Origin of the sequence: Bacillus sp. AFS012607 (genome assembly GCF_002558005.1) — a bacterium.
GTDB classification, from domain to species: Bacteria; Bacillota; Bacilli; order Bacillales; family Bacillaceae_G; genus Bacillus_A; species Bacillus_A thuringiensis_S.
This window is the reverse complement of sequence record NZ_NTVM01000045.1, coordinates 48067-60885: the sequence shown is the minus strand read 5'-3', so window position 1 is coordinate 60885 and position 12819 is coordinate 48067. Positions and strand designations below refer to the sequence as shown.

Sequence of the window (12819 nt, the reverse complement as noted above, 5' to 3'; positions counted from 1 at the left end):
TATGATTCAATATAAAAGGTGTAGTGAAGTAAATATTGATTTAGTATATGAAGCTTTTAAAGATGGATTTTCCGATTATATTATTAAGATGGAAGTTTCAAAAGAGGGTTTTATACAACGTTTTTTTGGACCAGAAGGTAATTTGCTAGAACATTCTTTTCTTGCTTTAGACGGTGACAAATCAGTTGGCGTAATATTAGGTGGTATAAAGGATTATGAAAGTATAAAGACTATGCGCTGTGGAACATTAGCGGTTCATCCTAATTACCGCGGTATTGGTGTGAGTCAAAAATTATTTGAACTGCATAAAGAAGAGGCGATTCAACATGGATGTAAGCAACTTTTTCTCGAAGTCATTGTAGGAAACGACCGAGCGATTCATTTTTATAATAAGTTGGGCTATGAAAAAGTGTACGATCTTTCTTATTATAATTTAAATGATTTGACTAAAATAATGAATAAAGATTGTAAGGATATTGAAGTAAAACAATTAGAATTTCCAACTTTTAAAGATGAAATTCAGAAATGGTTAAACTTCCATATAAATTGGCAAAATGATGTTGATTATATCGAAAAAACAAATAATGTATTTTATGGTGCATATGTCGATAATGACTTAAAAGGCTCTCTATGTGTAAATGAACAAGGTAAAATTAGTTTTATTTTCGTAGACAAAGTTTATAGAAATATTGGTGTTGGGATGAAATTATTAGAAGTAGCAAGAGAAGAATTAATTTTATCAAGTTTATCAATTGGGTTTCCTAACAATAATTTACTGGAGGGTTTTTTAAAGAAATGTGGATTTGAAAAGAATTCTTTAGCGCAATATGAAATGTATTTATTACTCTAAAAGCGGAAGGGATTTATTCTTTTCGCTTTTTATTTTTTCTGTTAAGTTGGTAAATGCTTCGCAACTATAATTTGTAATGAGAGGAATTTGTTTATCCTTAAGTTATCTTTTTAATTGTCAATTTCATGCTAATAATTTTCTTTGTATAATATTCTAATTTTATGTAGAATAGATACGATGGGAGGGGATGAAATGAATAATGGATTAAAGTTTAAGATTTTTGAATTGCATTGTCTTGTTCAAAAGACTTATTCTGATATTAAAATAGCGTGTGATATTGCTATTTATCAAGAAAACACTTCTAAATATTTAATTTCATTAGGATTTTTAAATAAATCATATATGACTTATATAGAAGCAAAAAGATTCTATCGCGAAAATGAAGAGCTTGTAAGTGTAGAATTTGATAATTTCTTTGATATGTATGATAAATTAGAAAACGAATTAAAACAAGTTATTTCAACTGAAGATAAAAATCCTTCATTGCTACATAGCAGACTTGATCAGTTTCAACAGAAAGTTGAAAATATAAATGACCTAATAAAAGTATTGCAAAATGCTCGTTAATGAATGCTTTTTTCTTTTTTGTATAGAAATTATGTATTAAAAACATTTTAGGGATATTACATATTAAAGAGGTGGCTTTTGTTGATTACAAAAGTCATCTTTTTATGTTAGGAATAGATTGTATACATTTTAGCAGTTTCATATAAATAATAGGAATTTATACGAGGGGAATATCATGGGAAATAAAAAAGAAATAGCTATAGTTGCATTAACAACAGGATTCGTTTTAACAAGTGTAACGCCATATGGATTAGGTCATGCAGAGGAAACTGGTCAAATGCAAGTAGAAATTCAAGAGGATTCGTTCCGTACAGGTGATCTTACACAACCATCAAAAAAGGCGCCAGAGAATGTAGTGAAAGATGCACTTAAGGAAAATACGGAGCATGCTTTGTCTCCAAAACAAGTTAGTGCAGAAACAGGAGTAAATTACAAGGTTCTTCAAAAACGTGGTTCTTATGATGGAACTACACTTGTGCGCATGCAACAAATATATGAAGGAAAAGAAGTATATGGTCACCAGTTGACTGCTCACGTAGATAAAAAAGGTATTATTAAAAGTATTTCAGGAGATAGCGCACAAAATTTAACACAAGAAGATTTAAAGAAACCTATTAATTTATCAAAAGAAGAAGCAAAACAATATATTTATAAAAAGTACGGAAACGATACTAAATTTATTTCTGAGCCAGAAGTTAAGGCAGTTATTTTTGTTGATGAAAATCATGGACAGGCTAGCAATGCATATCAAGTTACATTTGCTGCTACAACACCAAATTATGTATCTGGAACTTATTTAGTGAATGCTCATAATGGTGAAATGTTAAAAGATATGGTACAAGAATCAAGTTTGAAAATAAGTGAAGAGTATGTTCAATCCGTTAAGGAAAATAAAACTAGCAATTTTACATCATTAACTGGAACAGGAAAAGATGATTTAGGCGTAACTCGTACATTTGGTATTTCTAAACAGACCAGTGGGAATTATGCGCTTGCTGATTACACAAGAGGACAAGGAATTGAGACATATGATGTAAATTATAGAGATATTACAAATGAAGAAAGTTATTATCCTGGTATACTAGCAACTAGCGTTTCAACAACATTTAATGATCCAAAGGCGGTAAGCGCTCATTTCTTAGCAACAAAGGTATACGATTTTTATAAAGAAAAATATAAGCGTAATAGTTTTGATAATAAAGGAAACAAAGTAGTTTCAGTTGTACATGCATGGGATTCTGGAGGAACAAATGATCCTGAAAATTGGGAAAATGCATTTAGTACTAATATTAATAACATTAGTATGCTTTTATATGGAGATCCTATGGTAAAAGCGTTCGATATAGCCGGTCATGAATTTACACATGCAGTTACATCAAGTGAATCTAACCTTGAATTTTCAGGAGAATCTGGGGCAATTAATGAGGCATTATCGGATATTATGGGAACGGCTATAGAGAAATACATAAATAATGGGGAATTTAACTGGACAATAGGAGAACAAACTGGATCGATTTTTCGTAATATGAAAAATCCAACTGCAATTAATTTTTCAGATGGACTACCGTATCCTGATGATTATAGTAAATATAATGATTTAAATGGAGAGGATTATGGAGGCGTTCATTTTAACTCAAGTATTATTAATAAAGTTGCGTATTTAATTGCACAAGGTGGTACTCATAACGGTGTAAATGTAAATGGCATTGGTGAAGATAAAATGTTTGATATTTTCTATTATGCAAATACTGATGAATTAAACATGACTTCTAATTTTTCTGAATTGAAATTGGCATGCCTTAAAGTGGCAACTAATAAATATGGAACGAACTCAATTGAAGTTCAAGCAGTCCAAAATGCTTTTGATGCTGCAAAAATTATAGAAAAAGTGAAAGAAAACGAAAAAACAGCAGAAAACCAAGCTCCAGAGTTAACTGTACCGTTTACGATTACACTACGTGTAGGAGATACGTTTGATCCAATGAGAAATGTAAAAGCTGTTGATAAAGAAGACGGTGATTTAACAAATAAAGTAAAGCATAAAGGCGATGTAAATACTTCAAAACCAGGTACATACATTGTGGAATACTTGGTTGTTGATTCTAAAGGCGGGAATGCAACGGCTATACAGACTGTAATTGTAGAGGGAAATGGAGAAATATCAGATTTAGAACCTAAATTAACAGTGCCTGTTGGAGCGATACTTCATGTAGGAGATTCATCTGTTCCAATGGCAGAAGTATTAGCTATCGATAAAGAAGACGGTGATCTCACTTCTAAAATTAAAGTCGATGGTGAAGTAGATACATCAAAAGCCGGTACTTACGTATTAACGTACACGGTTACAGATTCTAAAGGTCATGAAGTAACGGCGAAGCAAACTGTAACGGTCAAAGTTAGAGAAGAAATTAAAAATGAAAAACCAATACTAAAAGTACCTGCTACAACTTCGATTACTGAGGGTGATCAATTTGATCCGTTGATAGGAGTATCGGCTACTGACAAAGAAGACGGTGATCTTACTTCTAAAGTAGCGTATAAAGGAACTATAGATACAACTAAAGCTGGTATTTATGAAATAATATATAGTGTAAGAGATTCCGTGGGTAATGAGGTAAATACAATACAAAAAGTATTAGTGAAAGATAAAGAAACTAGCAAACCTAATGGTCTTGCTAATAAGACAAATAGCAATAGTATCTCAAATAACAGTAATACAGATAAAAAAGAATATACATATAAGGAGCTGCCAAAGACGGGTGTAAGTACAACTAACAGTGCAGCAATCGGCATATTGATGATTATTACAGGTACAGTACTCACTTTGATTCGCAAATTTAGAAAGATACAAAAATAATAGTAGGGATTATTCGTTTGAAGAAAAGAGTTCAGTATTCAAAAGAAATAAAGTAGAAAGTAAATAAAACGAAATATGGATTTTTTACTTATTAAGATTTTAATAGTTAAGCGGTACATTTGGCCTTTATAAAAATTTGCAGTTGGATACTATTCTGTCTACAGAACTATATTACATATAAAACACGTTACTATTCTTTTATTTTAATGAGAATAGTAACGTGTTTTTTGATTTGAAAATAGCATAAATCCTATAGCTCATGAATATAGGAGTACTTCTAATTTGCCATTGATAAGTTACTGAAAACACTTTGCTTTAATGGAAGTGTCACTCTAAATGACAACATGAGATTTTCGATATTTACCAGGTGTTTCATTGGTGAATTTTTTAAAAATTTTAGTAAAATAACTTTGATCGCTAAAATTAAGCGAAGCGCATATGTCTGATAAGGGATAGGTGGTGAAAGTTAATAATTTCTTTGCTTCTTCGATTCGTTCACGTTGAATGTACTCAATTAATGAAATACCGACTTCTTTTTTAAATAATATAGATAAATAATCTGAATTCACATTTGCAAATTTAGCAAGTTGTTTAACAGATATTGGATTGTAAATGTTTTTAAAAATGTAGTTTTTGCAAATAGCAATAGTCTGTGAATGTTGCTGTGTTTTTTGTGCCTTTACACGGTCTGCAAAGGTACAAAAAGCATTTTTTAATAAATCCCAAACAGATTCTTTGTCTTTTAAATTTTCTGTTCTTTGAATATGTAAATCATAAATTTTGTAAGCTATCCCAGATGGAAGACCCCCTTTTATCGCATATCTAGTGGCGAGCGTAATGGATGAAATACAAATGTTTTTATGACGTCTTAATTGATGGAATGAAGATAAAGATGAAAGAGTCTCTTGTTGGAATTCGTAATAATATTTGAGCACGGTTTCTTTATCCCCGTTTTCTATAGAACCAAGTAGTTGCTGCTCTATATATAAATTATGATAAATGGATTCGTCTTTTTGCATTGAAATATATACATCTTCGTTTAAGATTCTGCTATGACTTATATGAAGTGAGTCACTGTTATTTGAAAATGTGCTTACATCTGAATTTTTTTTATAGAGAATGTTATAGAACAATATTGCTATATTTACAAAGAAATTTTGATCTTTGACTGACAATGAAAAATAATGGTCTCTTGTTCTTTTATAATTTGGAATAAAATTAAGTTTACTATCCGCTTTACTTGTAGAAAAATTTACATGTGCCAAGGGCCCAATAATAACAGTACCGTTCACCATATAATCGCTCTTTATGTGAATTAAAATGAAGTGCCCTAGATGTTCGTGAGTTCTGAAGATGGGGGAATTATATGTATCATTTCTCTGAAAAAGCACATGTAACTGTTCTATTTTTGATGTATACAACAAGTGTGAATCATTTTTTGATGTGAATTCTAAAAGGATATTTTTGTTACAATCTAAAAAACAAACTGGAATTTCAAAAGATTGGAAAAACATATTGCAAATGTACTCTATCTCAACTAGACTGAGCTTTTTAGTCATATTCTTCCTCCTTACAGTTATGCGTAATAGTTAAATAAACATATATTCCTTTTTTCATAAGTAGAAACGGAAAACCTTTATTAATAAAAAATATAAATAAAAGTTATAAACTTCTAAGAATAATACCATAATTTAACATGAATAGCACATATTATTTGAATATACAGGTAATAGTTTTGGACAGTAGCGTAAAATATGAATCGTCACACTTATTTGTTGGTTATTACTTATATGTATTAAAAATGATTAAGGTTGGATTTTAAATAGGGATAGGAAGTGAGAAATTAATAGATTGACAGTAAGTGACTAGTCGAAATTAGCAGTGAAAGCTATTATGTAACAAATGTAATGATTTTTGAAGTAGAGATATAAGTGTAATTTAGGGGAGAAAATTACATATATCATGTGGAGAGACAACGTAATAATAGAAGATAAGAAATGTGAATAAGTGATTGTAAACAATGGATTGTTGGACGAATATGTTTTATGTTATTCGTTTAAATCTGATACTTGGCACACTATTGCTTTTAAGAAGGTAATAGTAATAAAGAGATTTTTAAAATGATAGAAGTAGTAAAGGGGATAAGAGAAATGAAAAAAATATTTAGTGTGCTTTTAGTGTTATTCTTAACATTTTCTACATGGTCTAGTGTATTAGTAAAGGCAGATTCACCATCTAAAGGTACTTTAACGATTCATAAGTATGAACAAGAAAAAGATGGAGCGCAGGGACTAGAAGGTGACGGTTCTGCAAATCAAGAGGTGTCAAAAGATGCGAAACCATTAAAAGGTGTAACGTTTGAAGTGAAAAAGGTTGCGTCTTTTGAAAAAATTTCAAACGATGGGAAAATCGTGAAAGAAGATGTGAAACCTGTAATGGGAGCAACTCCAACGCAAGTAGTAACAGATGATAACGGACAAGCTGTATTAAAAGATATTTCACTAGGACGTTATGAGGTGAAAGAAGTGGCAGGACCTCCACATGTTAATCTAAATCCCAATACGTATACAGTGGATATCCCATTAACGAATAAAGAGGGTAAGGTGCTAAACTATGATGTTCACATGTATCCTAAAAATGAGGTTAAACGTGGTGCAGTGGATTTAATAAAAACTGGTGTAAATGAAAAAGCATTAGCAGGTGCAGTATTCTCTTTATTTAAAAAAGACGGTACAGAAGTGAAAAAAGAGTTAGTAACAGATGCTAATGGTCATATTCGCGTGCAAGGATTGGTGTATGGAGAATACTATTTCCAAGAAACAAAAGCTCCGAAAGGCTATGTAATAGATCCAACTAAACGTGAGTTTTTTGTTAAGAACTCCGGAACAATTAATGAAGATGGAACTATTACTTCTGGTACAGTAGTTAAATTAGAAGTGAAAAACTATGAAGAACCAATAATTGATAAAAAGATTAACGGAAAATTGGAAGCGTTACCAATCAATCCGTTAACTAATTATAATTATGATATTAAAACATTAATTCCAGAAGACATTAAGGAATACAAAAAATATGTGGTAACAGATACTTTGGATAATCGTTTAGTGATTCAAGGAAAGCCAATCGTGAAAATTGATGGAGCAGAAGTAAATGCAAGCATTGTAGAGGTAGCTATAGAAGGTCAAAAAGTAACAGCTACAGTAAAAGATTTCACAAAATTAGATGGTAAAAAAGAATTTCATTTGCAAATTAAATCTCAAGTAAAAGAAGGAGTACCATCTGGTTCGGAAATTTTAAATACAGCAAAAATTGATTTTACAAATAAAAATGATGTAATTGAAGAAAAGGAATCTAAACCTGTAGTTGTTGTTCCAACAACTGGAATAATTGAGTTAACAAAAATTGATGGTGCTAATAAGAATAAATTAAAAGGTGCAGAGTTTGTACTTAAAGATAAAAATGGAAAAATAGTTGTTGTAGCAGGAAAAGAAGTAACAGGTGTATCAGATGAAAATGGTGTTATTAAATGGTCTAACATTCCATATGGAGACTATCAAATTTTCGAAACGAAAGCTCCAACATATACAAAAGAAGATGGTACAAAAGCTTCTTATCAATTATTAAAAGATCCCATTGATGTAAAGATTAGCGAAAATAATCAAACGGTTAAATTAACGATTGAAAATAATAAAAGTGGATGGGTTCTTCCGGTAACGGGTGGCATAGGAACGACTCTTTTTACTGTAATAGGTCTTACGTTAATGGTTACAGCGGCATTTGTTTTCTTTAGAAAAAAGTCTGCTAATAATTAAGATTTTAGGAACATGTAACTATGGGAAAAGGGGAGAAGCAAAATGCTTCCCTCTTTTCGATATTTAAGCATATACAGAGGTGGAAATATGAAACGAAATCTTGTTTTGGGAGGTATTTTTTTATTTGGATTAGGTGTTTTTTTATATCCTACTATTAGTAATTGGTTGGCGACTCGTGCACATTATTCTGAGATTAGCTCTTACGATAAGAATATCAAAGCATTACAAAAGAAAGAAGTCGAACGTAGGGAAAAAGAAGCAGCCGAATATAATAAACAAGTTCACACTTCCACGAAAACATTTACTGATCCATTTTCTGAAAAAAAAAGTAATCATCAAGCATATGCTGATGCGTTAAATTTAGGAGATGTAATGGGGTATATTGAAATATCGAAAATTAATATAAAACTGCCAATCTATCAAGGGACATCTGAGGAAGTATTGAGCCGCGGGATAGGTCATTTAGATTTTTCTTCGCTCCCGATAGGTGGAGAAAATACGCACACTATTTTAACAGGGCATCGTGGTTTACCATCAGCAAAATTATTTACAGATTTAGATAAGTTGAGTGAAGGAGATCTTTTTTATATTCATTCTTTAGACAAAGTTCTTGCTTATAAAGTAGATCAAATTAAAGTAGTGTTACCACACGAAACGGACGATCTACAAATTGTAGAAAATAAAGATTATACAACTTTAATTACGTGTACGCCTTATGGAGTAAACACCAATAGGTTGCTAGTTCGAGGTGTGCGTGTGGAGTTAAACGGGAAAGAAAAACAAAAAGTGAGTACAGAGATATTTATATTTAATAAGTGGACTGTAATAGTTCCAATCCTATTGTTATGTGTGTTTCTAGTCGTAATTTATAAGAAAAGGTTAACTCGATAGAATGTATTTATTTATCCTGCATTAATGGGAAGTGGGACCGGAAATTCAGAGATAAGTAAAGAAAGTATATAAAGTATATAAAAGATGAAGTAAATCCTCATTGGTGAATATGTCATTTTATTCGACTATAGAAAAAATACGGTAAAGGTGGGAACAAAGGAATTGAGGCTACGATTAAAGCTGGTAAGTATTCATTTTATTGTTTTGTTAATGTTAAGTGTAAGTTTTGTCATATATGTACCAAAAGAAGTATATGGATCCACGACAAACTTAGAAGGTCTAGGTGATATATCGCGTTATAATGCAGTTGTCTTTGGTAACCATAAAGCAATAGGTGGCGACATTGAAGGAGCAACTGCAGTTCAAGGTGATATGGATGCATCGGGGTATACAATTGTAGGTGCTGCAGCGGGAACATCTAATATAGTAGGTGAAAAATGGGTTGATGAGGGATATCCGTCCTTGTTGTTGTCTGGAAAATTTAAGAAATCAAGAGAAGAATCTTTTATCATTCAAAACGGAATAGTAGTAATGACAAAAGAGAGTGATCCAGATCGCATCATACAATCCTCTTATGATCGTATCGTTTATAAAGAAAAACTAGAAATTGACGCGAAATTTAATGAATTTCGCAATATAGTGAACCAAGTCAGTAAAAATGCAGGTCAATATAAAACAAATACCCCAATTCCAAATATGAGTCATGGAATCGGAAAAGATATAAACAATCCTAATATTTATGTTTCATCAGAATTGACAGGGAAAATTAATTTAGATATAAGAGATGTATTTTTACCAAATGCTAAGGACAAAGATTTTATTGTTATGTATTCGGATGCAACAGAGGTTACATTTAAAAATGGGTCTATTCTATATGACACGAACAATATTGGAAGGGCTACAGATATAGTTCCTACATCACAACCATATTCTCCTAATTCCCCGTTTACTCAGCTATATGGGAAAGTGATTTGGGTTTTTCCAAATGCGAAAAAAATTATAACAGAGGGATATGGTGTCGTTGGTAGTGTGTTTGCCCCCAATGCTGTATTAGAAACAAAAGGCGGTTCGATTAATGGACAAGCATTTGTCGGTGCGGTACAACAAACTGGTGGATTTGAATTTCACAATTTCAAATTTAACTGGCAACATTGGAACAAGCCTAGTACTGGAAAAGTAAAAATAAAAAAAGTTGATAGTAATAATGATAATAAAAAATTGGTCGGAGCAAAGTTTCATATAGAAGATCCAAAAGGAAAAATAGTTGGAGAACTATTAACAAATGAAGAAGGAGAAGCGATATCAAAAGACTTACCAATAGGAAACTATATCCTTGTAGAAATAGAAGCGCCAAAAGACTATGAATTATTAAAAGAAAAAATAACTGTAAAAATAGAAAAAGATGCAGTAGTAGAAATTAAAATAGGAAATAAGAAATTGCCAGATCCAATAGGAAAAATGAAGTTAGTGAAAGTAGACATAAGTGATAAAAATAAAAAGCTAGCAGGGGCAAAGTTTCATATAGAAGATTCAAAAGGGAAAATAGTTGGAGAACTAGTAACAAATGAAGAAGGAGAAGTAATATCAAAAGACTTACCAATAGGAAACTATACCTTAGTGGAAGTAGAAGCACCTAAAGGTTACGAATTATTAAAAGAAAAAATAACTGTAAAAATAGAAAAAGATGCAGTAGTAGAAATTAAAATAGGAAATAAGAAATTGCCAGATCCAATGGGGAAAATGAAGCTTGTGAAAGTAGACATAAGTGATAAAAATAAAAAACTAGCAGGAGCAAAGTTTCATATAGAAGATTCAAAAGGAAAAGTAGTTGGAGAGTTAATAACAGATGAAAAAGGAGAAATGATATCAAAGGACTTACCAATAGGAAACTATACCCTAGTGGAAATAGAGGCACCTAAAGGTTATGAATTATTAAAAGAAAAAATAGCTGTAAAAATAGAAAAAGATACAGTAGTAGAAATTAAAATAGAAAATAAGAAATTGCCAGATCCGACTGGGCAATTTGAAATTGAAAAAGTTGATGATAAGGATAGTGAATTAAAGCTAAAAGGCGCTGTATTTCAAGTGTTAGATAAAGAAGGGAAAGAAGTTAGTAGATTAATAACGGATGAAAAAGGAAAGGTAATTTCCAACCAATTAGCAATTGGAAAGTATACGATTAAAGAAATAAAAGCACCGAACGGATACATGTTACTTAGGGATCCAATAGAAATAGAAATTACAGAAGCAGTAAAGACACAAAAAATAACAGTGAAAAATGCGAAGAATAATTGGGTAATTCCTAATACTGGTGGGAGCGGAACAACAATTTTTTACGTAATTGGTATTATGCTAATGTTTGCTGTGCTATATTTCTGTAAGAAAAATCGTATATTATGAACTAATTTTATAGAGTTAGACAGATCGTTGCGTTAGAGAGTTTTAGGACATGAGTTCGGTATTGTACTGGACTCATGGTACTAAATTTGTTAAAGGAGGAAGGATAATAGTAAACATAGAATATATTAATGAATTAAAATATTTAAGAGGTGAACATGGTGGCAATAAAACAAGACGAAATTAAAGTAGTTGCCGGAGCTGGAGTGTTTAATAATAATCCAGGTTGGATTCAAACGCAAGAAGATGAACTTAACTTACTAGATAAAGCTACGTGGGAAGAAAGATTTGAATACAACTCTATTTCAGCTATTTTAGCTGAGCATGTATGGGAACACCTTACTTTTTAAGAAGGTGTAAGAGCAGCTGAAATTTGTTATGAATTTTTAAAACCATCTGGTCATATTCGGTGCGGAGTCCCTGATGCATTCTTTCAGGATGAGGCATATCAAAATATAGTTCAAATAGGGGGACCCGGTCCGAAAGATCATCCAGCAGCAAGTCATAAAATCGTTCATAATTATATAACATTAACGGAAATGTTTGAAACTGCTGGATTCGAGGTAGTTTTACTTGAATATTGTGATGAAAATGGTCGGTTTTATTACAACGAATGGGATGCAAACGACGGTGTTATTTTCCGTTCGAAAAGGTATGATTCTAGAAATAAAGGCGATAAACTTGGTTTTCCATCGCTAATTGTCGATGCGATTAAGCGTTAATCATTCAACAAAACAGGAGTTAATCCTATGATTTCATAAGTCGCAAATGCGGCTTTTTTATTTGTACGCAAATCTATATTTAATTTTCAATATTATATAACTCGATTTAGAAAATATTTAAGTTTTTCTCAGCACCATTCACTTTAAATTAACACTTCGCTGACATAAATATTTATTTTATATTTATATTCGTGTAAAATGAGATGAGAACATATATTCTATATAAGGAGGCAATTAAAATGATAGCTGAAATTGGGAAACTAACTGGTGGATATATTGTAAAATTTGAACGCGAATTTCCATATACGGTAGAGGAAGTTTGGTCTGTATTAACAGAAAACAGTAAGCTGAAAAAATGGATGTCCAATTTACAGATTGAAAGCCTTAAAACTGGTGGAATAATAAAGTTCGACATGATGGACGGTTCATTCATAAACATTGATATTTTAGAGTGTCAACTAAACTCAGTACTTGAATTTACTTGGGATAAAGACCGTGTCCGATTTGAAATACATAAAGAGGAAAATGGTACTCTTTTATTCCTAAAAGAGTACATTCATGAATTAACAGATCATACACCGAGAGATATAGCTGGTTGGCATATTTGTTTAAATCTTTTTTCTTACGTTTTAGAAGGAGAAGAGAAAGAATTTTCTAAAGATGAATGGCAACAGTGGTTTGAAATATACAAGGATAAGTTCATGAAGTGAGAGGATAATTGCA

8 protein-coding genes and 1 pseudogene are annotated in these 12819 nt (G+C 31.4%); 8 read left to right on the top strand and 1 reads right to left on the bottom strand.

The window, feature by feature from the left end; all coding sequences use genetic code 11:
- Position 1 precedes the first annotated feature (1 nt).
- The 3 genes from CN409_RS29575 (at position 2) to CN409_RS29565 (ending at position 4274) form a co-directional block, all read left to right on the top strand.
- Positions 2-850 carry a GNAT family N-acetyltransferase gene (locus CN409_RS29575; protein ID WP_000617064.1) on the top strand — a complete coding sequence of 283 codons (849 nt, stop codon included), beginning with the start codon at positions 2-4 and terminating at the stop codon, positions 848-850.
- A 192-nt stretch (positions 851-1042) separates the two neighbouring features.
- A complete protein-coding gene (locus CN409_RS29570) occupies positions 1043-1417 on the top strand; it encodes a hypothetical protein (protein WP_001059022.1) in 375 nt (124 codons plus the stop codon).
- Positions 1418-1592: 175 nt separating this feature from the next.
- Positions 1593-4274 (top strand): M4 family metallopeptidase, encoded by a 2682-nt coding sequence (locus CN409_RS29565; protein ID WP_097982093.1) that lies wholly within the window; start codon positions 1593-1595, stop codon positions 4272-4274.
- A gap of 332 nt (positions 4275-4606) precedes the next feature.
- On the opposite strand, the gene CN409_RS29560 is transcribed toward CN409_RS29565, so the two are convergent.
- On the bottom strand, positions 4607-5833 hold the full coding sequence (locus CN409_RS29560; protein ID WP_000162841.1) for a helix-turn-helix domain-containing protein: 1227 nt from the start codon (positions 5831-5833) through the stop codon (positions 4607-4609).
- A 591-nt stretch (positions 5834-6424) separates the two neighbouring features.
- On the opposite strand from CN409_RS29560, the gene CN409_RS29555 reads away from it, so the two are divergent.
- From CN409_RS29555 to CN409_RS29535, 5 genes and pseudogenes are all read left to right on the top strand, one after another.
- Positions 6425-8086 (top strand): LPXTG cell wall anchor domain-containing protein, encoded by a 1662-nt coding sequence (locus CN409_RS29555; RefSeq protein WP_097982094.1) that lies wholly within the window; start codon positions 6425-6427, stop codon positions 8084-8086.
- A gap of 87 nt (positions 8087-8173) precedes the next feature.
- Complete coding sequence (locus tag CN409_RS29550; RefSeq protein WP_079997319.1) at positions 8174-8977, top strand: class C sortase; 804 nt, start codon at positions 8174-8176, stop codon at positions 8975-8977.
- A 162-nt stretch (positions 8978-9139) separates the two neighbouring features.
- On the top strand, positions 9140-11377 hold the full coding sequence (locus CN409_RS29545; protein ID WP_086391152.1) for an MSCRAMM family protein: 2238 nt from the start codon (positions 9140-9142) through the stop codon (positions 11375-11377).
- Between the two features lie 158 nt (positions 11378-11535).
- Positions 11536-12096: pseudogene (locus CN409_RS32485) on the top strand (class I SAM-dependent methyltransferase).
- Positions 12097-12335: 239 nt separating this feature from the next.
- On the top strand, positions 12336-12806 hold the full coding sequence (locus CN409_RS29535; protein ID WP_000559850.1) for an SRPBCC family protein: 471 nt from the start codon (positions 12336-12338) through the stop codon (positions 12804-12806).
- The last annotated feature ends 13 nt before the right edge of the window (positions 12807-12819 follow it).

What these genes read in the sequence shown, in the direction of transcription:
- CN409_RS29575 (WP_000617064.1), top strand. Translation starts at nt 2, where the DNA reads ATGATTCAATATAAAAGGTGTAGTGAAGTAAATATTGATTTAGTATAT.
- CN409_RS29570 (WP_001059022.1), top strand. Translation starts at nt 1,043, where the DNA reads ATGAATAATGGATTAAAGTTTAAGATTTTTGAATTGCATTGTCTTGTT.
- CN409_RS29565 (WP_097982093.1), top strand. Translation starts at nt 1,593, where the DNA reads ATGGGAAATAAAAAAGAAATAGCTATAGTTGCATTAACAACAGGATTC.
- CN409_RS29560 (WP_000162841.1), bottom strand. Translation starts at nt 5,833, where the DNA reads ATGACTAAAAAGCTCAGTCTAGTTGAGATAGAGTACATTTGCAATATG.
- CN409_RS29555 (WP_097982094.1), top strand. Translation starts at nt 6,425, where the DNA reads ATGAAAAAAATATTTAGTGTGCTTTTAGTGTTATTCTTAACATTTTCT.
- CN409_RS29550 (WP_079997319.1), top strand. Translation starts at nt 8,174, where the DNA reads ATGAAACGAAATCTTGTTTTGGGAGGTATTTTTTTATTTGGATTAGGT.
- CN409_RS29535 (WP_000559850.1), top strand. Translation starts at nt 12,336, where the DNA reads ATGATAGCTGAAATTGGGAAACTAACTGGTGGATATATTGTAAAATTT.